This window comes from Deltaproteobacteria bacterium (genome assembly GCA_019912665.1).
Taxonomy (GTDB): Bacteria; Desulfobacterota; GWC2-55-46; order GWC2-55-46; family GWC2-55-46; genus UBA5799.
In genome coordinates this window covers 49,371-73,139 of record JAIOIE010000022.1, presented here as the reverse complement: position 1 = coordinate 73,139, position 23,769 = coordinate 49,371, and the positions used below count along the sequence as shown (strand labels likewise).

Sequence of the window (23,769 nt, the reverse complement as noted above, 5' to 3'; positions counted from 1 at the left end):
TCTGATGAAAACTGAATGCCAGGCAGGGTCCGGCGCTATCGATAAAAAGGACTTGTGGGCCCTGCTTGCTATCGCGGCCATCGTTTTTGCCGCGAAATTCAACACCATCGACCTCCCGTTCCACTGGGACGAGCTCGGGGCCTATATCTCTCCTGCCCACTGGCTCTCTCAGGCTGGTCTCATTCGCGCCCTTCCGGGCTTACACCCCCCGGAGACCTTCTTCGGCCACCCTTTCGCGCTCTATCTCTCTCTCGCCGCACTTTTCAAGACCTTCGGAGCATATCAGATAACTGCGCATGTTTTCATCCTGGCGATAGCCGCCCTCGGGCTCTGGTATACTTTTCTACTTGGGAAGCTCCTTCACGGCCGGGCTGTCGGGGCAATCGCGGCCATCTTCCTTTTTCTTTTTCCGATGTATTTTGCCCAAGCCGGGATAGTGACCGGAGACATCGTCGTCACTTCACTGGGTGTTGCCACGGTCTATTACGCTCTCCGGAAGAACTATCTTCCCTATATAGTCTTCGCGACCATCCTCCTCCTTACCAAAGAGAGCGCGATGGCGATAGTCGCGAGCATAATCGCGTACCTCCTTATATCCGATTCGTCCACCAGGAATATCAAGGCGATGGTAAGATACTGTGCACCTGTCGTCCCATTTGCCATATTCTTTGCGGCACAGAAGGCCGCAACAGGGTACTTCCTCCCGAACCCGTATTTCACCCACAACAGCTTCGCCGAGTTCGGCATCAACGAGGCGGTGAGGAATTTCAAGAACGTCGTCTACTTCGCATTTTACATGCAATACAGGGTAGTCCTCTTCGCCATCATACTCCTTAATTTCGCGGTGAACAGGTCTCGCGCGTTCCGAAGGGAGCATCTCCTGTTCGCGTTTCTTTTTGCGTCCTTTATCGGCGCGTATACTTTCGTATATTATATAGGCAGGTACATATTGCCGGTCCTCCCATATTTCGCGATAATGGCGGCAGCCTCAATCGTGATGCTCGCAAGGACAAGGGCCGTGGCAGCTTTAGCGACGGCGCTTATAATCGTGCTCTTCATAACGAGGATACACGGGCGCGATGAAGGGTGCCTTAGCTGCGAGGTAGACCTGCAATACACTGATATAGTCAGGGTCCACAAGGAGGCGAGCACTTTTCTTGAAGAGAACTACCCCGGAAAGAGGGTCCTTACGAACTGGCCCCTCTATCACGCGCTGACGAGGCCGTACCTGGGGTATGTCGGTAATCCCCTTCAGGTCGTCCTATTCGAGTCGGTTGACAGAACTGGCCCGGATGATTATGACGTAATCGCCTATACTCCCCAGAGCATCGATTCGAGGACCGGACTCAAGGAGATTGCAGAGCGCGAAGGGCTGGTGTCCGCCGGGGCCTTTGCCAGGAACGGAAAGACGGTTGAAATCTATATCAGGCCTGAATAGGGTGCGATGCAGAGAAAGCTTAAGGAAGAGACCGTAATATTCATAAGCGTCCTCAAGTGGATATTGCTCGCCACGGTCGTGGGGGCGCTTGTGGGCCTCTCTACCACCCTTTTCGTCAAGTCTCTCAACTTCGGGGCCGGGCTCGTGGCCCGCTACGATTACTTTTTCGTCATAATGCCTTTGGGCCTCCTCGCGAGCGTCCTCATAATAAAATACCTCTTCCCCAAGGCTGCCGGGCACGGCGCGAATATGGTCATATCGAGCATCCACAAGAACGACGGCAAGATAAAACCGCTCGTCATACCCGTGGAGTTCATCCGTACCTTCATAACGCTATCTACCGGCGGCTCTGCCGGAAAAGAGGGGCCGAGCGCGCAGATAGGCGCGGGGCTCGCATCGCTCGTAGCCGACCTCCTCCGGTTCGACGGTCCGGACAGGAGAAAGCTCGTCATCTGCGGCATAAGCGGCGGCTTCTCCTCCGTCTTCGGCACTCCGCTTGCCGGCGCTATATTCGGCATGGAGGTGCTTTTTGTGGGCAGCATCCGCTACGAGGTGCTGCTGCCTTCATTCGTCGCAGGGATAATAAGCTACCAGGTCTCCTCGTGGATGGGCCTCACCTACTTTTATAACCCAATAACTTTCATACCTGTCTTCAGCGAGGCCTTTTTCATAAAGGTCATCATCGCAGGGGCTCTCTTCGGGCTCTGCTCCTTCCTGCTCGTCGAGACGCTACGGCTCGGGAAGAAGGCCTCGAACGCCATGAGGCTCAGGGAAGAGTACAAGGCGCTCCTTGCGGGGAGCGTCCTCGTGGTCCTGAGCTTCATCTTCTCGGGCAAGTACTTGGGCCTGGGCCTTGACGTGATACAGTCGGCCCTCGAGGGCGGGGAGGTCCCGTGGTACGCCTTCATCATGAAGTCGTTCTTCACATCCGTGACCTTGAGCTTCGGCGGTAGCGGCGGCATAGGCACGCCCATATTCTTCGTAGGCGCGACAGCCGGATCCGCCTTCTCTAGGCTCCTCGACATGGACCCGGCCATGCTCTCGGCCATAGGGTTCGTGGCGCTCCTTGCCGGGGCGGCTAATACGCCCATAGCGGCAAGCATAATGGCGGTCGAGCTCTTCGGGGCCGAGGTCGCGCCATACGCGGCCGTCGCATGCGTCATAAGCTATATCATCACCGGGCACAGGTCAGCCTACCCGTCACAGGTGCTGGCGGTAAAGAAATCCGGCTCGATCGCAATAGAGGTCGGGGCCGAGGTCGCCGGAACGAAACCGGATGTCGAGTACAGGGACAGAAGCGTAATAGGAGTCATCCGGCAGGTCCTTAAAAAAAGCCACCGGAACGGCGGCAATGGACCCTGAGACGATAAGGGACCTCAGGTGGCCCGCTGACAAAGAGCGTATCAGGGATATACAGGCCGAAATAGGCAAGAGGCGGAGGATAACGTCCTTGAAGAGGCGTCCATGCCTGGTAGCTGGCATTGACGCCTCTTTTTTGGCTGATAAGATTATAAGTGTGGCCTCGATCTATAGCTTTCCGGGACTTGAACCGCTCGAAGACAGCGTCGTTGTGGGAAGGGCGCAGTTCCCGTACATCACGGGGCTCCTGTCTTTCAGAGAGGGGCCTGCCGTAATGGACGCGATTAAGGGCCTGAAAAGAACGCCGGACCTGCTCATCTTCGACGGACAGGGCATAGCACACCCGCTGGGATTGGGGATAGCCGCGTTCATGGGCGCGCTGCTGGATCTGCCCTCGATCGGCTCGGCAAAGACGAGACTCGTGGGAGAGTACGGGGAGCCGGGGCCAAGGAGAGGCGATTTTTCCGACCTGGTATATAAGGGGGCGGTCGTGGGCGCGGTATTACGCACACGCGATAATGTAAAGCCCCTCTTCGTGTCACCGGGGCACAGGATAGACGTCAAAGGCTCGGTGGAGATGGTACTCGAGTGCGCCCCGCGCTTTAGGCTCACAGAGCCGGTCAGGAGTGCGCACCTCCTTTCGCGAAAAACGAAGAGGGAGCTAATGGATAAGAGTAGGGCCTGAGGAGAAAGGCCCGGCTCTTCGTAAAAAGACCTTTTCCGCGCTTTCGCGCGGCCGAGAGTAAGACTCGCTTGCTATCATCCTCCCCGTCCCCGTTAGCGGGCCCCTAAAGTCGCTTCGCTCCTGCTGCCTCGGCCCGTTCACGCTCTTCCTCCCTTATGCTGCGCTCGCCTTACTCTCCTGGGTGTTTTTAAAAACAAGACCATTTTGTTACTTTTTTCAAACAACCCCGGCATAAGGCGAAGCGAACATAGGGTTGGAGGGAGGGCGGGCGAGGCGGGGTAGCAGGAGCGAGGCCCCGTAGCGGGCCGAGCGACATAAGGGCCGAGCCCGGAGGAAGGAGGCGGAAAGAGAGCGGAGCCTTATGCCAAAAAGCGCGGAAGCGCGTTGATAGGCCTTTTGCAAAGAATTTTTACGACCGGGCAGTCAACTTAAAAAACGAGCCTCCAGGAGCCATCATGGCAAACGTAATCATGCTTATCGAGAACGGGTTCGAGGACGTTGAGGCCCTGTATCCCTTTTACAGGGTGCAGGAGGCGGGCCACAAGGTCACGGTCGTGGGCCCGAAGCCGGGCATATACAAGAGCAAGCACGGCTATCCCATTGAGGCCGCGAAAGGGGCAGGGGAGGTGCGGGCCGCGGATTTCAAGGGCCTGATAATACCCGGCGGGCAGGCGCCGGACAGGATGAGGATACACGAGAACATGGTAATGCTTGCAAGGGAGGCGGTCGAGAAGGGGCTCGTGGTGGGGGCCATATGCCACGGCGCGCAGCTCCTTATTGAAGCGGACGTGCTCCGCGGCAAAAGAGCGACCTGCTATATTTCAGTCAAGACGGACGTGATAAACGCGGGCGCCGTGTACATGGACGCGCCGGTCGTCGTGGACGGCAGGCTCGTCACCTCCAGGAACCCCGGCGACCTGCCCGTTTTCGGCAGGACCCTCACGGAGATGCTGGGTTAGCCGGAAACCCCGGCGGCGACGGGCTTATTTTTGTCGGGCTTCCCGCCCGGCACTAAATCGGGCGAGGGCTTTCCTATAAGGTATCCCTGCGCATAGTCGACTCCGAACGACCTGAGGATCGCGAGCGTCTTCTCGTTCTCCACGAACTCGGCGATGGTCTTTATCCTTAAGCCCCTGGCCATTTCGGTCATGGCTCTCACAAGGACCTGGTCCTCGGGGTTCTCCTCGAGCTTCCTTATGAACGAGCCGTCTATCTTTATGTAGTCGACCGGCATCTCCTTAAGATAGGTGAAGGACGTGAAGCCCACGCCGAAATCGTCGAGAGAGAACCGGCAGCCGGTCTCTTTCAACGACTTTACGAACCTGATGGCCTTCTCGAGGTCGCCTATCGCGGCGGTCTCGGTTATTTCGAAGATGAGCATTTCAGGTTCAGCCCCGGTCTCCCGTATTTTCCGTTTTATGAAATCAAGGAGCTCAGCGTCGCCCAGGTCCTTTCCGGAAAGGTTCATGCCGAAGGAGAGGTTCCGCCCCGCCTTCCTCTCTTCCGCCTGCACGCGCATCGTCTTTTCTATGATGACCCTGTCTATAAGGCCCACGATGCCGAACCTCTCGGCGATGTCTATGAACGCGCCCGGCAGGAGCACTTTCCCGTCCTCCGAGGCGAGCCTCGCAAGGGCCTCGTAATGGTGTATCCCGTCGGTCTTAAGGTCAAGGAGGGGCTGGAACCAGGGCACGAACCGGTCTTCCCTTATGCCCTTGAATATCCTCTCTTTCCAGGCGAGCCTCGAATGCATCTTCTCAAGGTCCTGGTCCTCGGGCCGGTAGGCGTGGGTCCTGTTCCTCCCGAGCTCCTTTGCGCGGTACATGGCCGCGTCCGCTTTCGAGAGAAGCTCTTTCATGTGGAATCCGTGGTCGGGGTAGAAGGCGACCCCGGCGCTTACGGTCAGTGTGCTCGACGCCTCCGTGAAATAGAAGCCCTCGACCGCTGCCCTTATCCTTTCGACCAGATACATGGCCTTTTCACCTGTAACGCCCGGGAAAAAGACCGCGTACTCGTCTCCGCTCAGGCGTGAAAGGAGCGGCCGGGAATCGAATGCGGCCGGCTCCTCCCCGTATTCCCTCTCAAGAAGGTCCTTAAGGACTTTACCGAGCCTTCTAAGGTACTCGTCGCCGGCGCCGTGGCCGAAGGTGTCGTTAAGGAGCTTGAACTGGTCCATGTCTATTATTGAGAGCGCGGCGGTAACGCCCTTGGGCCCGGCTTCAAGCATCCAGGCATCCGCCTCCTCGATAAAGCGGGAGCGGTTCATGAGCCCGGTAAGCTCATCATGGACGGAGAGGTAATTGAGCCGCTCCTCGTTCATCATCTTCTCGGTCACGTCCTCCTGGACCGCCAGGAAATGCGTTATCTGGCCCTTTTCGTCCCTTATGGGCGTGATCACGGAATTCGCCCAGTAATAAGTGCCGTTTCTTTTCCTGTTCTTAAGGGTGCTCCGCCAGGTCTTGCCGGAGAGGATGGTATTCCAGAGCTCCTGGTAAAGCGCGTTGGTCGCCTCGCCCGATGACAGCACCCTGGGAGTCTGGCCGATTACTTCCTCCTTTGTGAACCCGGTCACCTGCTCGAATGTTGGGTTCACGTACTGGATGGCGCCGTTCCGGTCGGTGATGAAGAGTAGGTTCACGCTGTGCTCGAGCACGGCGGAAAGCTTTCTCTGCTCGAATTCGGCCGTCTTCTGCTCGGTCAGGTCCTGGACCGTTCCTATCATCCTATGCGGCCTTCCCTGCAGGTCGGTCAGTAGCTCAGCTTCCTCGTGCACTATCCGCACAGTCCCGTCCGGGCGCACTATCCTGTGGTCTATGGAATAGGGCTTGTTGTGATGGAACGCCTGCTCAACCGAGCGCTTGACGAACTCCCGGTCGTCAGGGTGCACGGATTTAAGAAAGGCCTCATAGGTCGCGCCGAACTCCCCGGGCTTCAAGCCGAATAACCGGTATATCTCGTCAGACCACCAGAGTGTGTTCTCGGGGATCTCCCATTCCCAGCTTCCCATGCGCGCGAGCTCCTGGGCTCTCCTCAGGCGCTCTTCGCTCCTCCTGAGGGCCTTTTCCACGCGCTTCCTTTCGGTTATGTCGGTCGAAATACAGCAGATGGCGTACGGCATCCCCTCCTCGCTCAAAAGAGGGAACTTCATCGATATATAGGTACGGACCCCGTCGGGGAGGGGCAGGCTCTCCTCGAATTCGAGGTCCGTGCGGCGATCGAGGACCAGGGTGTCGTTCTCCATTAGCACATCTGCCGCCTCCCTCGGCAGGAGATCATGGTCTGTCCGTCCTGAAATCTCCTCGAGAGAGGTCCCGAAAAGAAGCTCGAATTCTTTGTTAACCAGAATGTATCTGCCCTCAAGGTCCTTCATGTATACCAGGGCGGAAGAGTTGTCCAGTATGGATTTCAGGCGTTTTTCGCTCTCCGCAAGGGAACGGCTCCGTTCCTTTATCTGCCAGGCCATCTCGTTGAACGCCCGCGCGATCTCGCCAATTTCGTCGCTTCCCCCGGCCTTTAGACCCGTGTCATAGTTGCCTTTTGCGATCTCGGCGGCCGCACGGGTCACGGCCTGGAGCTTAAGGACCACCCGGCGATGGAATACGATGAAGAGCAAGGCCGTAAAAAGGGCCACCATGAGTGCGGTAAAGGCCGCAGACCGCCCGATCCGCGATACAGGGAAAAGGGCCTCGCTCGAATCGATCTCGACAAGGAGGGTCCATCCGAGCTCAGGCAGGCACATGGAGGCGCCCGCTACCTCTATGCCCCTGTAGTCCGCATATAGACCCGTCATCTCGCCGCTCCTCTCCAGGCAGGCCGAGACCGGCAACGTGTCCACGCGCTGGATGAATGCGGCCCCGTCCCTGAATATCGAGTCCGTAATCATGAGCCTGTCGCCGTTTACGAGGTATGCCTCGAAGGTCTCGCGGCGGTCGAGGCGGGAGCTCAGTGCGCCGAGGTTTCGCGCCAGCTCGCCCGAGAGGAGCCCCCCTAGCTCGGAGACGCTCACGAAATTGACCAGCACCCCTATGAGCTCGCCCCGAACGTTCTTTATGGGGGCCGAAAAAGCGAGGTCCGGGGTCCCCCGTAAGCCTTGCTGCCGCTCGGAAACCGCGACACCTGACCGCCCTTTCTTAAAAAGGTCCTCTTTCGAAAGGTCCGAATCCAGGAGAGATTTTTCTGTAGATGAGAGCACCTTTCCGAGCGGCGAGAGGACCGCTATCGCGCTTATCTGCCCGTTCAGCGGCAGCTTGTGCGAGATTACATGGCGCTCAATGCCGGTGGCTGACCAGCCGTCCACCGACGCCCTTTCGAGCTCGGATATTATGAGCCCGTCGCTTGCGAAATCCTGGGCTCTGCGTTTCCCGGCCTCGAGAAACTGGTAGACCTGGACCTCGATAGCCTCTGCCATGAGCGTCAGGTCGTCAAGGAGGTACTTCTTGAGCATCTCCTTATTGTCCCTGAACCCGGCCGCAAAGGCGAACAGGATGGGCAGGAGTATTATGACGACCGCCAGGAAGGCCTTGGCCGACAGGGAAAATTTCAGTTTTTTAGTCATTTTTCTCAGGTTTTGCCGGGTCTTTGGGAGAGGGTCGTCAAAGGTGGCTAAGCCGGCCGTTTGGGGAAACGGCGCTGAATCCGACTCTGCCCGGCCCTGCGCAAATCATATAATCAAAGCTCAAAAAAAGCAATCGGACCCCCTGCCCCCTGTGACCTTATCGGCCGTTTTCCCTGTTTATTGAGCTCTTAACTCCTTGACAATGGCACCCGCAAAATGTCATATTGCCGTGAACCAGAGCGGACTGACGCGCCCGAAAGGGAGAGTGGGCTTGGAGGGGGGGTGCCCTCATTCAGGCTTTTTTTTTGCATTTTTCCATAAATTAATATTTTTTGGAGGGCAGGATGCAGTCACTGACAGTCTCATGGATAGGGTACGTGAGCCTCGCGGCATTCGTGCTGGCATACGCGCTCGTGATACTCGAGGAGAAGCTTCACCTCAGGAAGTCTAAACCGGTCATACTCATAGGCTGCCTCATGTGGGCGTTCATCGCCGGGTACGAGGCGATGAACGGCGGCGGCCATGCTGAAGAGCACGTGAAGCACATGCTCGTCGAGATAGCCGAACTCTTCTTTTTCGTCCTCGTCGCCATGACCTACATAAACACCCTGCAGGAGAGGATGGTCTTCGACGCGCTGAAATCGTGGCTCATAAGGAAGGGCTTCGCATACAGGAGCCTTTTCTATATAACGGGCGTAATCACCTTTTTCCTATCTGCCGTCGCGGACAACCTGACGAGCGCGCTTCTTATGGCCACGGTCGTGAGCGCCGTTAGCTCGAACAGGAAGTTCATAGTCATGGGCTTCGTGAACATAATAGTGGCCGCGAACGCGGGCGGCGCATGGAGCCCGTTCGGCGACATCACTACCCTCATGGTCTGGACGGCCGGGAGGGTAAATACACTCGAGTTCTCCGGGATAGTCATCCCCTCGATAGTGAACTGGCTTGTCCCGGCCGCGATAATGTTCCCGTTCCTCCCCAAGGGCAGACCCGAGGGCTCTACCGAGGTCATAAAGATGAGGTACGGGGCCAAGCGCGTCATATTCCTCGGCTTCGCCACAATTGCCACGGCGGTGAGCTTCCACCAGTTCCTTCATCTCCCGCCGTTCCTGGGCATGATGACCGGCCTCGGGTTCCTCATGTTCCTGGGCTTTTATCTTAAGAAAAAGGAACACGCCTTTGCCAGCCATGCCCTTGAGCAGAACTTCGACATATTCAGGAAAGTCGAGAGGGCCGAGTTCGATACCCTGTTCTTTTTCTTCGGCATCATAACTGCGGTCGGCGCGCTCCAGTACATCGGCTATCTGGCGCTCTTAAGCACAAACCTCTACGGCGGGCTCGGGCCGACCTACGCGAACACCGCAGTCGGTGTCATATCGGCCATAATAGATAACATCCCGGTCATGTACGCGGTCCTCCAGATGAGCCCCGAGATGGGCCTTGACCAGTGGCTCCTCATAACCCTTACGGCAGGCACAGGCGGAAGCCTTCTCTCGATAGGCTCCGCCGCGGGTGTCGCCGTGATGGGCGTAAGGAGGGACGTCTACACCTTCATGTCCCACCTCAAGTGGGCCCCGGCAATCGCCCTCGGCTACGTCGCGAGCATCCTGGTCTGGTGGGCCCTGGTAAAGGTATAAGGAAAGTTTGGTTCAGTAAAAAAGCCGCAGACTGAAGGTCTGCGGCTTTTTTGTTGGTGTTATTTTTGAGGGGGCTCACTCCCTGCGCTTGGGTCTCTTCCCGGCCTCAAGGACCCTCTTCCGTATCCTTATTGAAGCTGGCGTGACCTCCACAAGCTCGTCATCCCGGATGAACTCCAATGCCTGCTCGAGCGTGTGGGACTTCGGCGGAAAGAGGAACATCGAATCATCCGAGCCGGAAGCCCTCATGTTCGTGAGCTTCTTCTCCTTTACGGCGTTCACGTCCATATCGTTTTCGCGTGAGTTCTCGCCTATTATCATGCCCTCATAAACGGGAACGCCTTCCTTTATGAAGAGGGTCCCCCTGGGCTGGAGGTTATAGAGTGCGTAGATTGTCGACGTCCCGGCCCTGTCGGCCACGAGCGCGCCCGTCGCCCTCGTCGACATGGGGCCGTGCCACGGCTCGTAACCGTCGAAGAGGTGGTTAAGGAGGCCCGTGCCCTTAGTGTCGGTCAGGAACTGGGAGCGGAAGCCTATGAGCCCCCTTGAGGGTATCCTGAACTCCATCCTCACCCTGCCGTGTCCGTTGTTCTGCATCTTCTGCATACGGCCCTTCCGGGCTCCCACCTGCTGGGTCACAACTCCTATGAACTCCTCGGGCACGTCTATCACAAGGTGCTCCATGGGCTCATGTAGCTTCCCGTCTATCTCCCTGGTGATGGTCTCGGGCATGGAGACTGAGAGCTCGTAGCCCTCCCTCCTCATCATCTCGATGAGGATTGCGAGCTGCAGCTCCCCCCTGCCCATTACCCTGAAGGCGTCTGCCTTCTCGAATTCCACCCTTATTGAAACGTTATAAAGGAGCTCCTTTTCGAGCCTCTCGCGCAGGTTCCTTGAAGTGACGAACTTCCCCTCCTTCCCCGCGAACGGAGAGGTGTTGGGGGAAAAGATCATCGAAATGGTCGGCTCGTCGACCTTAATCCTCGGGAGGGCCATCGGGGCTTCGGCGGACGTGATGGTGTCGCCTATGCAGACGCCCTCCATTCCGGCGAGCGCGACTATCTCGCCGACACCCGCCAGGGCTGCGTCCTTTCTTTCGAGCCCCTGGAAAACGTACAGGGCCGAGGCCTTTGCCCTTACGGTCCTTCCGTCCGCGTGCACCATGGCGACGGTGTCCGCCGCCTTTATGGTCCCGCCGAATACGCGGCCCACCGCGAGCCTACCGACATAGTCGCTGTAGTCGATATTCGTCACAAGGACCTGGAGCGTTGCCTGGCAGTCGCCCTTGGGCGGCGGCACGGTCTTAAGTATCAGCTCGAAGAGCGGCCTCAGGTCGGCCGAGTCCACGTTGAGGTCGATGGTCGCGGTGCCCTTTTTCGCGTTGGTGTAGACGATGGGGAAATCGAGCTGCTCCTCCTTGGCGTCCAGGTCTATGAAGAGGTCGTAGACCTCGTTTATGACCTCCTTTATCCTGGCGTCCGGCCTGTCTATCTTGTTTATGACTATGATGGGCACGAGCTCCAGCTCAAGGGCCTTCTTGAGGACGAACCTCGTCTGCGGGAGAGGCCCCTCGGAAGCGTCGACAAGCAGCAATACCCCGTCGACCATCTTGAGGGTCCTCTCGACCTCGCCGCCGAAGTCCGCGTGCCCGGGCGTGTCTACGATGTTTATCTTGACCCCGTCGTACTCTATGGCCGTGTTCTTGGCCATTATTGTTATGCCCCGCTCGCGTTCAAGGTCTATGTTATCCATGACGCGTTCCTGGACCTTTTCGTTTGCGCGGAAGGTCCCGGCCTGCTTGAGCATCGCGTCAACGAGGGTTGTCTTCCCGTGGTCGACGTGCGCGATTATAGCTATGTTCCTCAAATGAGTCTGTTCCATGTTCACCGGCTCTTTCTTAAGTTTTTAGGGCCTTGAAAAGAATCAGACATTTTACCCTAAAAGGGCCATGCGGTAAAGAGAAAACAGGTACACGCAAAAGAAAAGGCCCCTTTAGGAAAGGGGCCTTTTGGTGCCGCTCAAAGTGAATCCGGAGATTTTCAGGGCCTGAAAACATTATGGCAGCTTATGCAGCCGTCAAGGAGCTTTTTCGTAATGGAACCCATCCTCTGCATGTCGCTTGAATGCGCGGCCTTTGCCAGGGCCTCGAGGTCGGCGTGGAACTCATGGTCCATGCGCTCGAATTCCTTTACCTTCGATGCGTTCTTCCTGAGCTTGACCTTTCCGTGGTGGAGCGCCTCCTGAGTCTTCTCCATGGTCCCGTGCAGGGTTTCGATTGCCTGATGCACCCTGTGCCCGTCCCCGAGGGCGGCTGCCGATACTATTTCCCTGAAGGCGGCGTCGAGCGTTCTCATCTCCTCGATAAGCGCGTTTGCTGTGTTGGGTTTAGGTGCCGAATGGTGCTTGTGGCGGTCGTCAGCGGCGGACGCTATGCCAGTGGCCGCAAAAAGCAGGGCAGCCGTTATAAAGGCCGATACGGTTTTCATCCTTTCACCTCCTGTAAAATGGACACACAGCTTATCACCTCTTCCGTGATGAAAATATGATTTGGGTCATGTTCAGGAGGAGGCGGGAGAACGCTTAAGTGGCCAGGTTCAAGGGCGCCCTTCCAAGCCCTATCCGTATTTTATCTATCGTCTCGATATCCGGCTTGAACGGGAGGTCGATTGGAGGCGCGGGCACCTTTTCTATCCGGTAGTCGCCTGCGAAGGGGGTTGATGAGACCTTGAGGTTATGTGCGGTGACCATCAGCGGCTCGAGGTTCACGACATCCTGTATGTTATAAGCCAGGAGCGTTTCGAGCGCCTTTGGGTTCTTATTTCTTCTCCAGTCTTTCCAGAGGAGGACCGCGAAGTAGCCGTCCACACCATCGAGCCCGCCACGGTCGATGCCTATGAGTTTTTCGCAGCCCTTAAGGCCTCCCTTGAAGCCCAGGTCGCGGAGCACGAATCTCAGGTCGATGTGCGCATGGGGGAGGCGTATGTCCATGCTGCTCTCGATAAAAGGTATGTCAAAGCACCTGCCGTTATAGGTTACGAGGAGCTTGTAGCCGAATATGTCGTCCTTGAATTCGTCGAGGTTCTCGCCCCGGATGTAATAGCGCACCCTCTTCCCGTCGTAGAGGGAGATGGCGGTTATGTAGCCGTGGCTGCCCACATAGCCGTTAGTCTCGATATCTATATAGGCTGCGTCGTCCCTGAAATCGGAAAATATCCGCCAGGACTCCTTTGGAGGAAGGAGCTTTCCGAAAAAGGCAGGGTCGCCGTCCGCAAGCCTCAGGCGTGATTCGTCCAGGACGGACTGGAAGGTGCCTTCAGCGGTCCTTCTGAGCTTGAAATGACCGAGAGGGGAATCCCAGTTCACGATCCCGTTTTCCCAAAGCCTCCGCTCGGTCTTAAGCCCCACGCCCTGGATATGGCAGAAGGTGTTCTTGAGCATCAGGCGTATTCTATCATGGAAGGAATTCGGGTAAAAACGAAAAGGACGTATATACTTAAAAAACCGGCAGCACAGGTTTGAAAGGGGAAAGGGCGCTGCCGGTTTCAAGGGGGCGTGAAATGGTCATACTCGTCCACGGCGGGGCAGGCGCAAAAAAGCCGCTTAAGAGGGGCCTGGGGAAGATAGGCGAGGCGCTCAAAACCGGATATGCGATGCTTGAGAGCGGGGAAGCAGCGCTCGACGCGGTCACCGGGGCCATCGCGTTATTGGAGGACTCCGGGTTCTTTAACGCGGGAGAGGGCTCGAATATCCAGCTCGATGGGGTTAGGCGGCTCGACGCCGCGCTCATGGAAGGAGAGAGCCTCAGGGCTGGCTCCGTAATCGGCCTTGAAGGCTTCAGGAACCCGATAAGGGCCGCAAGGGAGGCTATGGGGCTTCCGAATAATGTATTCACGAATACAGGGGCGGCGAGGATAGCCGAAAAGGCGGTCCTTCCACGCATCGGGCCGCCTTCCGTGAAAGTCCTTGAAAGGCTTGAGATGGCGCGGAAAACGCCTGCAGGCAAACTATACGAAACGTACTTCTCGACGGTCGGCGCAATCGCTATGGACAGGGAGGGGAACCTCGCGGCAGGCTCATCCACAGGCGGGGTCTTCGCGATGCTCCCCGGAAGGGTAGGCGATACGCCCCTTATAGGCTCCGGCGTATACGCGGACAACCATCTTGGAGCGGTCTCGTGCACCGGGAGGGGCGAGGACATATTGAGGCTATGTCTCGCAAAGGAGGTCTCGATGCTAATGGGTCGAAGGGCCGCGTCTCAAACCGCAAGGGCAGCGCTTAAGCGACTTGCCGGGTTGGGCTTCCAGGCTGGATTCCTGGCCCTGGATAGAATCGGGAGGTACGCGATTGCGCATACGACCGCTTATATGGCTGCGGGCGTTGCAGGCCCGGAAGGGGTCTTTATCGGAAAGAGCTTCGAAACGGCCGGCTAGCGAGGCTCGTCTACCATCATATAGACCATTTCGGATTCGGCGCTTACCTCCACTATGGCGTGCTCCTCGCCTGGCTCGACCACAAGGAGGTGGCCACTTTTCAAAAGGATAGGCTCGCCCATGACGCTAAAGGTAATTGCGCCCCTTACGCAATAAAAGACCTCGGATGAGTTGTCGTGCGTGTGGGCCGACGCGGTCGCCCCCTGCTCGAGCACGATGTGGCTTATCCTTTTAACGCAGGAGACCGGTCCCTCGAGGAGGATTTTCTTTTTAAGCTCCGGGTCGTGTGATACGGGCCTTTCAGGCGCGCCTTCGAGGGAATAATGCCTCATGTGGAAAGGATATACGATATCGGGGTTATTTCAAGGCAAGCGGCGCTTCACTCAATGACCAGGACCGGGACCGGCGAGGAGAAGTCTGTCCCATCCCCGAGCTGGCCGGAGGTATTCCTTCCCCAGCAGGCGACCCTCCCGTCATCCAGGCCGGCGCAGGAATGGAAAAAGCCTGCGGTTACGGAAGTGGCCGTTGTCAGGCCCGCTGTCTGAACCGGGTTTGTGGTGGTGGTCGGCGAAGCGCCGTCCCCAGGGGGTACGAACCCGGCAAAGCTCCCGTTTCCAAGCTGCCCGTCGGCGTTTTCACCCCAGCAGAAGACCCTCTTATTCGAGAGCGCGGCGCAGGAATGCGATAGTCCCGCGGCGATGGAGACCGCCTCAGAGACGCCCGGCACTATGAGCGTGCTGGATGAAGTGAGGTTTGGGGCGGGCCAGAACGAGCCGAGCTGCCCGGAGGAATTATCCCCCCAGCACCGGATTGACGAGTCGTCGAGAAGGGCGCATGTGTGGTTCTCCCCGGCGCTCAATGAGACCGCGTTCGAAAGGCCCGTGACCTCGACGGCGGTCGTCGAGCCGAAGCCGGTCGGGATGCCCGCATTCCCGAGCTGGTCGAAAAGGCTTGATCCCCAGCACCGGGCCCCGCCGCCCGAGACGAGGGCGCAGGTATGAGTGCCGCCTGCGGAAACGGCAGTGGCACCGGTGAGGCCTGTAACCGCGACCGGGGAGGCCGAGTGCGCGAAGGAGCCGTTTCCGAGCTGCCCGAATTCGTTATTTCCCCAGCACGCGACCGTGCCGCCGGAGAGTACCGCGCAGGTATGCGAGTTCCCGGCGGAGATTGAACCAACACCGGTCAGGCCGGATACCTCTATCGGGGTGGTCGAGCTCGCCTCTAGGGCGTTTCCGAGCTGGCCGAAGGCGTTCCTGCCCCAGCAACGGACAGTGCCGTCCGGGAGAAGGGCGCAAGCGTGCGTCCTTCCCGCAGAGATCTCGACCGGGCCGGCAAGGCCCTCTACCCTGACAGGGAAAGGAGAATCGAGCCTCCCGCCATTTCCGAGCTGGCCGTCGGAATTTTCACCCCAGCATGCGGCAGAATCGCCCGAGGCGGCGCATGTATGGAAACCCCCGGCGGAAAGCAAGGTAGCCCGTAGCTCCGTGCCGTCGTCACCGTTACCGCAGCCCCACAGGGCCGGGAAGAGAAGGGCCAACAGGAACCGCTGGAATTGCGACATTCACTCCCCCGATGCGCAGTTTCACGACCGATTAAGTATTCCGCAAAAAAAGGGAGTGTCAAGGCCCTGGCTGGGATGCTTGTAATTGACCGGAAGGCCGTTTTCTGCTATTTTAAACTGAGTTTCCAGCAGGGGTATCCATGGGCAAGGGAAGGATTCTCGTAATCGATGATGACGCGTTCTTCAGGGTCCTTTGCTCTGATATGCTGGCGGGCGGAGGGTACTCTGTAAAAACCGCTTCCTCCGGAAAAGAGGCCCTGGCCGTCATCGAGGACGAAAGCTTCGACATTGTCATGACAGACCTCGTGATGCCGGACTTAAGCGGCATAGAGGTGCTGGAAAGGGTAAAGCAGCAAAACACCCTTACGGACGTCATCCTCGTTACTGGCCACGGCTCGATAGAGTCGGCCATAGCGGCCCTTAGGAGCGGGGCTTTCGACTATATAATGAAACCGCTCAATGAGGCGGAGCTCCTCCATACGGTCGGGAGCTGCATGGAGAAGCGAAAGCTCCTCGAAGAGAACCAGGAGATGCGCCAGTCGCTCCGGCTCTTTGAGGTGAGCCGGGCAATAACCACCACCCTCGACATACCCAGGCTTTACGAACTCACCCTCGACGCGCTCCTCCAGACGGTCCCCGCAGACTCAGGCATAGCCACTTTTTATGAAAGCGATCTAAGGACCCTCGCCGTCAAGGCGTCCAGGCACATAGACCCGGAGCAGGCCGAACGGCTCGCCGGGTTCTTCAAGACCATCTTCGAGGGCGATTACGAGGCCAGGCCCGAGATAAAGGTCTTTTCAAAATCGGAGTTCGACTTCGCGGAAAACGGGCCGCTAAAGGGGTTCGAGTCCTTCATCGTCGCGCCCCTTGCCAGGGGGCAGAAGGCCATCGGCTACTTCATCCTCCTCTCCCGCAAGCCGAAAGAGGAATACCTGGAAAAGGACCTTATGAACGCCTCGTTCATAGCCGAGCACGCCTCGACCGCCTATGAAAACGCCGAGAAGTACGCGGATGCCAAGGAGATGGCGTTCATAGACAGCCTCACGAACCTTTATAACGCCAAATACCTGGACCTCGTCCTCGACAAGGAGATTAAAAGGGCGGACAGGCTCAGGATGCCCGTTACGGTCCTTTTCCTCGACCTGGATAATTTCAAGAACGTGAACGACTCCAACGACCACCTCGTCGGCTCGAAAGTGCTCGTGGAGTTGGGGCATCTTCTCTTGAAATGCGTTAGGGAGGTGGACACGGTCATAAGGTACGGGGGCGACGAGTTCGTTATCATACTGGCGGACGCGGACCACAGGGCCGCGATGCAGGTCGCGAACAGGATACGGGCGACCATAGAAAGGCACGAGTTCGTGCAGGCAGAAGAGAAGCTTGTCTTGAGGATAACCGCCTCGATAGGTGTCGCGACCTACCCCACTCACACGAGGGACATGCGCGAGCTCTTGAAGACCGCCGACAAGGCCATGTACAAGGCCAAGGACCTTTCGAGGAACACGGTCTTCCTCGCGCCCATTCCGGAAATCGCAGCCCCCAAATAGAGACTAAACTCCCCTGGCAGGTTGCTCACGACTATTTTAGCTTGTCATTCTGAGCAAGCGAAAAATCCCGGCGCTAATCGAATCAACAAATCACGAGCTTCTTATCTCCCCCCGTCTTGGGGCTCGACACAGCCAAGGAAGCTACCGCTTGCCCGGGCGAGCTCCGCTGCCAGGGCCTTTATCCTCTTCATGTCCGTCTTTCCGGTCGCTGTTACCGGAAGCTCCTCGACGAAAAAGAAACTGTCCCGCTTGGGGAGCCAGAGCCGAGGGAGGTCCGTCCCGGCCAGCGCCTTCCAGGCCTCTTCGGGCGCTGTCTCCCTTTTCGTATAAAGGGCCACAAGCCGTTCCCCCCGCGCCATGTCGGGCACTGCCGTTACGACGCAATCCGAAGAAAGCGCGCATGCGAGGGCTTCCTCTATCCTTATGTGCGGTATCATCTCGCCGCCTATCTTGCTGAACCGGGCGAGCCTGTCGAGTATCGTTATGAACCCGTCTTCTCCTATGGAGGCTATGTCACCGGTAACATACCACCCGTTCCTTAAGACGCGCGAAGTGGCCTCAGGGTCCCCGAGATAGCCGAGCATGAGGTTCGGCCCCTTAACGAGGAGCATCCCTTCGCTACCGGGCGGTAGCTCCTTGCCCGTTTCAGGACTGACCACCTTGGCAGAGACGCCGGGTATGGGGTGGCCTACGGTGTCCGGACGCGAGCCCCTCTGGCGCACCCCGCCGTGCTCGATATCCGGGATGTTGACCGAGACAACGGGAGACATTTCCGTACAGCCATAGCCCTCAAGGAGGTCGAGACCGAACCTGGATTTGAACTCCGCGGCCACTTGGGGCTTAAGCTTCTCCGCGCCCGCGACGGCATACCTCAATGAGGCGAAATCCCCCGGCTCGCATTTTTTGACGTAATGGGAGAAGAATGTGGGCGCGCCCATTATCATGGTGGCGCGGTATTTCCGCGTAAGCTCGCCTATGCCCCTCGCGTCCATGGGGTTCGGGTGATAAACCGACCGGAAGCCAGAAAGGAGCGGGAACCAGATGGTCGCCGTGTAGCCGAATGAATGGAAGAAGGGGAGCGTGCCCATTATGGTGTCCCTGTGGGAATGGACGAATATCTGCTGGAGCCCCTCGACGTTGGAGATGACGTTGTGGTGAGATAGCATCACGCCCTTCGGGACGCCTGTCGAGCCGCTCGTGAATATGATGGCAGCAAGGCCCCTGGGGTCTTTATTTACGCAGTAGAGCGCCGAGATGAGGCGGGCCGGGAAAAGCAAAGCGGCAGCCATGCCGAGAAGGCGCCCGGTCCCGGAGACCTTTGCCATTACGTCTTCGAGGAAGAGCATCCTCCCGTCCCGCTCGATGCCCGCCTTTTCGATAAAGGCCCTTGAGGTGATTATCTCGCGGGCGCCGCTTTGCGAAACGGCGGACTCGAGGGCCTCCTTGCTAGCGGTGAAGTTAAGGTTCACCGGGACCTTTCCGGCCATGAGAAGCGCTATATTCGCGAGGGCCCCTGCAACGCTCGAAGGCAGAAGCAGGCATACCTTCTCTCCCTTGAGGTTCGAGGCGGCCCACCTCGAAAGGACTATAGCCCCGGCGAGCGCCCTTGCCCAGGAGAGCTTCTTTCCGGTAGAGTCGGCCATGCAGAACGAGAATAGGCGCGAGCGGGCTTCCCTGACGAAACCGAGGTGTAAAAGGTCCTGAGGGGTGCGCCTGTGGTCGTGGGCCGCGCTCCCGAGCTCCATCACGGCCTGCCTTACATCCTGCGCCGTCCCCTTATGGATGGGCTTTCCGAAGGAGACGGTGACCGGGTAGGGAAAGTGCGTTGGGAACTTCCAGAAGAACTTCATGCCCTTGAAGCTGAAGACCGAGCCCCAGACCCGGTCGAGGTGGACCGGGATTATCGGGACGTCGAGGCCGTCTATTATCCTTTCAAAACCCTTCTTGAACGGAAGGAGGTTACCGGTCCGGGTTATGGCTCCCTCGGCGAATATGCAGACCATGTGGCCGGCCTTGAGCTCGTCCCTCGCGCGCGAGATGGACTGGAAGACCTCTTTCCTGTTGCCGTCGGCTATGGGCAGGGCCTTCATGAGGCGCAAAAGCCACTGTATGGGTTTTATGTTGTAGAAGTACTCGTAGATGAGGAACCTTATGAAGCGCTGAACGCACGCCCCCACGAGAAAGGCGTCCACGAACGACATGTGGTTTGATACGAGGAGCGCAGGACCCGTAAGCGGAACGTTCTCCTGGCCGACCACCTTTATCTTGTAGAGGGTATGGGTAAGCATCCAGAGGATGAAGCGAGTTAGGAAGTCCGGCAGGGCCTTAAGTACGAATACGGTCGAGAGGAGCGTCACCACGCCGAAGGCGAGTATTATTTTATCTGCCGCAAGTCCCAGTGTCTCTGTCGTCACCCAGAGCACGCCCGAGGCGGCGAGAATGCCGCAGGTGTTGAAGAAGTTGTTGGTTGCGATTATCCGGCCCTTCTCGTCCGCCGCGCTCTTCTGCTGAAGGAGCGCGTTAAGGGGAACTATGAAGAGTCCGCCTGAAAAGCCGAGCATGAGCATGGCCGCCCCGGTCCGCGGGTACGAATCCGGCGAGAAGGCGAGGAGGAGAGAAAAGAGGCCCATGCCCAGCCAGCCGAGCGGCACGAGCCCGGGCTCTACCTTGTCGCCCGATAGCCTCCCGGCCGTGATGCTCCCCAGCCCTATGCCCACCGCGAGGAATACTATGAGTATACCGACCCAGAGGTCGGTAAGGCCCATTACCTCTTTCCCGAGAAGTATTATGACCATCTGGAGGAGCGAGCCGAGAAACCAGAAATATGTTATGCCGCAGACGGTGAAAAGGAGGAGCCTGTTCTTAAGGAGGCTCCGGGAGCCCTTGCCGATTTCCGAGAAGGGGTTCCATTTGAAGCTCTTGACCGCGCCGGAATCCGTGACGATCGGCACGCCGAAGCTCATGAGCATGCCGACAAGGGCCGTTACCACGAGGACGAGGCCCACGACCGTTAGCCTATCGCTCCAGGCCGAATACATTATTGTCCCGAGCGAGGTGCCGAGTATTATTGCCAGGAAGGTGGACATCTCAAGGAGGCCGTTTGCGCGCGAGAGGTCCCTGTCCGGCAGCATCTCGGGCACTATGCCGTACTTTGCGGGGCTGAAAAATGTTGAGTGGAGCGCCATGAGGAAGAGGGTCCCGAGCATGAGCTCGATCCTTCCGGACCAGAGCGCGGCGAAGCCGAAGAGCACCGCGACTACCTCGAATCCCTTGGTGACGATTATGACTGTCCGCTTGTTGAAGACGTCCGCAACGTGGCCAGCGTACCCGGAGAAGAAGAAGAAGGGGAGTATGAAGACCGCGCCCACCATTGAGAGGTACGCCCCGCCGGAAGCGCCTTCCGAGCCCGCGATGTTCACGGCCACGAGGGACAGGACTATCTTGAAGGCGTTGTCGTTGAACGCGCCCAGGAACTGTGTCCAGAGGAAGGACTGGAATCCCATGGACTTTATGAGGTCTTTATATCTGCCTATGCTCATTTAGATATTGATTCAGGGAGTTGTCTTCTTTCTTACACGGGCTCAGCCTGCGAGGTCATATCGGTTCCGACGGGCGTCACGGCAATTAAAAAGCAAAGGCCTATTATACCCCAATAGGGCCCCGGATGGGGCAAAAAGCAGGGCCGCCCTGGATGAGGGCGCTTGCTTCATACCCGATATTCGGGCCAAAGGGCTTTTTTGGCAATAGAGCGAAATCAGGGCGGCACAAGGGTGGAAAGGAGGTTTTTAGGAATTTCGGCTTTTTCCGGTCCCTGGCATCCGCGCCGATAAAAGCGGACTCCCGCCGGGCGGGGCCCGGCAAATAAAAAAAACCCCTCAGTGCCTGAGGGGTTTCTCTTTGAAAGGGGATTACCTTTCGTGCGGGAGCTTGTAGCCGACCCCGGCGAACTGGATGTTCTCCGGGTCGTCGCACCTCGGCGGAGAGACCGCGTGCACGCCGCCGCACTTGGGGCACTTGCCGACAAAGGTCTTCAATGTAAAGGCCTCGCCGCACCCCTGGCACTTGGCGTTCAGGCCGCCGTCCGGGATGGGGGCGTTCCTTACCCCGCCGCCGTGCGCGTGATAGACGAACTCCACGAGCTCAAGACCTTCAGAGAACGGGCCGCCGCCGGCAGGCCCGCAACTTCCGCAACCTTCACCCATAAGACCTCCTGAAAAAGAAAATAAGCTATTGGAAAACTTACATTAAAGGATACTACACTTCTTCAGGCCGTTCAAACAAAAATGTTTGCCGCCCCGGATAATCTCATAACCTGATATTTCATTGAATGATGTCTCCAGCAGGTATCCGTTCTCGCGGACGAGGTTCCTGAAGGCGTCCTCAATGTCCATGCCGTCCGCGAAGCCTATGACTTGGCAATTTTCGATGTCAGGCTCATCAGAATCAGAACCGGGCTGAAATGTAAACCCTTCCGACGTTATGAAAATAAATGACCTCATGCCGGACCTCCGAAAGTTTTTTGAGCCCTGCACGTTTATAACCTTTTTCAAAAATCCCTTCAAGAGCCTGTTTGTAAAACCGCTTGTCATGATGGAGATGATTTTGTATTCTGAGTTCCAATGGACCTGTACTTCGACATAAGTAAATCCAGGGGGTATAAAAGCCCTTCGCAGATCGCCCGCGTCCTTACCGAGGATTGGGGGCGGCGGAACCTTTTCTGCGCCTCCTGCTCGCGCTCTTCCCTCGTTACTTCGAAAGACAACACGAAAGTCCACGATTATGTTTGCGCCTCCTGTGGAGAGACCTATCAATTGAAGAGCCAGCGGAATCCGCTTGGAAACAAGTTCGTGGATTCGGCTTATCAGCCGATGATCGAATCCATTCGGGAAAACCGCGCTCCGAACCTGCTCCTCCTGCATTACCATCCGGTGGAGCGCTGCGCGGAGAACCTGATTATAGTGCCCAGATTTTTCCTCTCCGAATCGTGCATAGAGGCGAGAAGACCCCTTTCGGAAAACGCGCGCCGCGCGGGATGGGTGGGCTGCAATATAGTCCTTAAGCAGCTTCCGCCTGACGGAAGGATCCCGGTCATAAGAGATAGGCAGGCAATGAACAAAGGCCGGGTCAGGCGGGAGTTCAGGAAGTTCAGATTTCTGCTCGAAAAAAGAAGCGAGCTACGGGGCTGGACCGCGGACGTGCTTAAGATCGTAAGGGACTTGGGAAAAAAAGAATTCAGCCTCGAAGAGGTGTATTCAAGGGAAGGTGAGCTTGCAGGGCTCCACCCCTATAACAGCCATATCAGGCCCAAAATACGCCAGCAACTGCAGCTTCTGAGGGACAAGGGAGTTTTGAGGTTCATCGGAAACGGGCGTTACGTCCTTCTCTAAACCCTCTCGTACGGGTCCCACAGTTTCTTGAACTCGTCAAGCGCGAACCTGTCGGTCATGCCCGCTATGTAGTCGCAGATCACCCTTTCCTTGCCGTGCTTCTCGATTTCCATGCAGGTCTTCGGCGGCAGGAGCTTCGGCTCCCTCATGTAGACGGTAAAGAGGTTCCTTAGAATCCTCCGGGCCTTATCAGCCATCCGTATGACCCTGTGGTGGTTGTAGAGGTTGGCTTTGAGGAATCTTTTAAGCTCCCGGTTTCTCGCGTCCATTTCCGGGCTGAAGCTCGCGATATTCGCCCGACGCGCCCTCACGTCCTCAATAGAGCCTATGCCCTCGTCGGCTACGGTCTTCAGGATCGTATTCACGAGGTCCGTGACCTGCGCGTTTATTATCCTTATGATGGTCTGTGAGACGAGTATCTTCCTGTCCTCTCCGGGGTAGAGGGCCTTAACCTCGTTAAAGTGCTCCTTCCAGAGCGCGACCTCCTTAAGGGAGTCGATATCTATCATGTCGGAAGACAGGCCGTCGTCTATGTCGTGGTTGTTGTAGGCTATCTCGTCGGCTATGTCCACAATCTGGGCTTCGAGCGAGGCCGAGCTTCCGCCGTCGTATTCGGAATTTAAGCCGGGGCGGTCGTGCTCGGAGGAGTGCTTCACAATGCCTTCCCGCACTTCATAGGTGAGGTTCAGGCCGTTAAAGCCCGGGTACTTCCTCTCAAGCTCCTCGACTATGCGGAGGCTCTGCCCGTTGTGCTCGAAGCCGCCGTGCCCCTCCATCAGGTGGTTTAGCGCGTCCTCGCCGGTGTGGCCGAAGGGCGGGTGCCCGAGGTCGTGGGCGAGGGCTATGGCCTCGGCAAGGTCTTCGTTAAGGCCGAGGGCGCGGGCGATGGTCCGGGATATCTGTGCCACCTCTATGGTGTGCGTAAGCCTGGTCCGGTAGTGGTCCCCCTCATGGTATACGAATACCTGGGTTTTGTACTCGAGCCGCCTGAAGGCGTGGGAGTGGATTATCCTGTCCCTGTCCCTCTGGAAGGGGGTCCTGAAGGGGTGCTCGGCCTCCGCGTGCCTCCTGCCTTTTGATGCGCCGCTCCAGGCCGCATAGGGCTGAAGCCTCCTGGATTCCGCCTCGATGTGATTTTGAGCTTTGGCCATTGACTTTTCCCCGGAAGAT

Annotated in this window: 18 protein-coding genes; 8 read left to right on the top strand and 10 right to left on the bottom strand. The window is 57.6% G+C overall.

Features of this window, described 5'->3' with window-relative positions:
* Positions 1–4 precede the first annotated feature (4 nt).
* The 4 genes from K8I01_11880 (at position 5) to K8I01_11865 (ending at position 4,441) form a co-directional block, all read left to right on the top strand.
* Positions 5–1,438 carry a glycosyltransferase family 39 protein gene (locus K8I01_11880; GenBank protein MBZ0221117.1) on the top strand — a complete coding sequence of 478 codons (1,434 nt, stop codon included), beginning with the start codon at positions 5–7 and terminating at the stop codon, positions 1,436–1,438.
* Between the two features lie 6 nt (positions 1,439–1,444).
* On the top strand, positions 1,445–2,800 hold the full coding sequence (locus K8I01_11875) for a chloride channel protein (protein ID MBZ0221116.1): 1,356 nt from the start codon (positions 1,445–1,447) through the stop codon (positions 2,798–2,800).
* Positions 2,790–3,482: an endonuclease V gene (locus K8I01_11870; GenBank protein MBZ0221115.1), complete on the top strand. Its 693-nt coding sequence runs from the start codon at positions 2,790–2,792 to the stop codon at positions 3,480–3,482. Before K8I01_11875 ends, K8I01_11870 begins: the two co-directional genes overlap by 11 nt.
* Positions 3,483–3,937: 455 nt before the next feature.
* A complete protein-coding gene (locus K8I01_11865) occupies positions 3,938–4,441 on the top strand; it encodes a type 1 glutamine amidotransferase (protein MBZ0221114.1) in 504 nt (167 codons plus the stop codon).
* On the opposite strand, the gene K8I01_11860 is transcribed toward K8I01_11865, so the two are convergent.
* The gene (locus K8I01_11860) at positions 4,438–8,037 is read right to left on the bottom strand and encodes an EAL domain-containing protein (protein ID MBZ0221113.1); all 3,600 of its coding nucleotides are present in this window, start codon (positions 8,035–8,037) and stop codon (positions 4,438–4,440) included. The genes K8I01_11865 and K8I01_11860 overlap by 4 nt on opposite strands.
* A 344-nt stretch (positions 8,038–8,381) precedes the next feature.
* Between K8I01_11860 and nhaD the strand changes: the two genes are divergently transcribed.
* On the top strand, positions 8,382–9,674 hold the full coding sequence (gene nhaD / locus K8I01_11855; protein MBZ0221112.1) for a sodium:proton antiporter NhaD: 1,293 nt from the start codon (positions 8,382–8,384) through the stop codon (positions 9,672–9,674).
* Positions 9,675–9,749: 75 nt separating this feature from the next.
* On the opposite strand, the gene typA is transcribed toward nhaD, so the two are convergent.
* The 3 genes from typA to K8I01_11840 form a co-directional block, all read right to left on the bottom strand.
* Complete coding sequence (typA, locus tag K8I01_11850; protein MBZ0221111.1) at positions 9,750–11,555, bottom strand: translational GTPase TypA; 1,806 nt, start codon at positions 11,553–11,555, stop codon at positions 9,750–9,752.
* Positions 11,556–11,713: 158 nt separating this feature from the next.
* Complete coding sequence (locus K8I01_11845) at positions 11,714–12,160, bottom strand: cytochrome c (protein MBZ0221110.1); 447 nt, start codon at positions 12,158–12,160, stop codon at positions 11,714–11,716.
* 94 nt (positions 12,161–12,254) lie between these two features.
* Entirely contained in the window at positions 12,255–13,112 is an 858-nt protein-coding gene (locus tag K8I01_11840; protein MBZ0221109.1) for a ribonuclease H-like domain-containing protein, read from the bottom strand.
* Positions 13,113–13,231: 119 nt separating this feature from the next.
* On the opposite strand from K8I01_11840, the gene K8I01_11835 reads away from it, so the two are divergent.
* Positions 13,232–14,104 carry an isoaspartyl peptidase/L-asparaginase gene (locus K8I01_11835; GenBank protein ID MBZ0221108.1) on the top strand — a complete coding sequence of 291 codons (873 nt, stop codon included), beginning with the start codon at positions 13,232–13,234 and terminating at the stop codon, positions 14,102–14,104.
* Here K8I01_11835 and K8I01_11830 read toward each other — a convergent pair.
* Complete coding sequence (locus K8I01_11830) at positions 14,101–14,436, bottom strand: cupin domain-containing protein (protein ID MBZ0221107.1); 336 nt, start codon at positions 14,434–14,436, stop codon at positions 14,101–14,103. The two genes, K8I01_11835 and K8I01_11830, sit on opposite strands and share 4 nt — an antisense overlap.
* Positions 14,437–14,483: 47 nt before the next feature.
* Positions 14,484–15,665 carry a hypothetical protein gene (locus tag K8I01_11825; protein MBZ0221106.1) on the bottom strand — a complete coding sequence of 394 codons (1,182 nt, stop codon included), beginning with the start codon at positions 15,663–15,665 and terminating at the stop codon, positions 14,484–14,486.
* A gap of 140 nt (positions 15,666–15,805) precedes the next feature.
* On the opposite strand from K8I01_11825, the gene K8I01_11820 reads away from it, so the two are divergent.
* Positions 15,806–17,212, top strand: coding sequence for a diguanylate cyclase (locus K8I01_11820; protein MBZ0221105.1), 1,407 nt, complete (start codon positions 15,806–15,808; stop codon positions 17,210–17,212).
* 101 nt (positions 17,213–17,313) lie between these two features.
* Here the strand turns inward: K8I01_11820 and K8I01_11815 are convergent, their stop codons facing one another.
* The 3 genes from K8I01_11815 to K8I01_11805 form a co-directional block, all read right to left on the bottom strand.
* Entirely contained in the window at positions 17,314–20,751 is a 3,438-nt protein-coding gene (locus K8I01_11815; GenBank protein ID MBZ0221104.1) for an MFS transporter, read from the bottom strand.
* Between the two features lie 369 nt (positions 20,752–21,120).
* Positions 21,121–21,414 (bottom strand): hydrogenase maturation nickel metallochaperone HypA, encoded by a 294-nt coding sequence (locus K8I01_11810; protein ID MBZ0221103.1) that lies wholly within the window; start codon positions 21,412–21,414, stop codon positions 21,121–21,123.
* A 42-nt stretch (positions 21,415–21,456) separates the two neighbouring features.
* A complete protein-coding gene (locus K8I01_11805) occupies positions 21,457–21,711 on the bottom strand; it encodes a hypothetical protein (GenBank protein MBZ0221102.1) in 255 nt (84 codons plus the stop codon).
* Between the two features lie 120 nt (positions 21,712–21,831).
* Here K8I01_11805 and K8I01_11800 point away from each other — a divergent pair, with 120 nt between their 5' ends.
* Positions 21,832–22,599, top strand: coding sequence for a restriction endonuclease (locus K8I01_11800; GenBank protein MBZ0221101.1), 768 nt, complete (start codon positions 21,832–21,834; stop codon positions 22,597–22,599).
* Here K8I01_11800 and K8I01_11795 read toward each other — a convergent pair.
* On the bottom strand, positions 22,596–23,750 hold the full coding sequence (locus K8I01_11795) for a deoxyguanosinetriphosphate triphosphohydrolase (GenBank protein MBZ0221100.1): 1,155 nt from the start codon (positions 23,748–23,750) through the stop codon (positions 22,596–22,598). The two genes, K8I01_11800 and K8I01_11795, sit on opposite strands and share 4 nt — an antisense overlap.
* Positions 23,751–23,769: the final 19 nt, after the last annotated feature.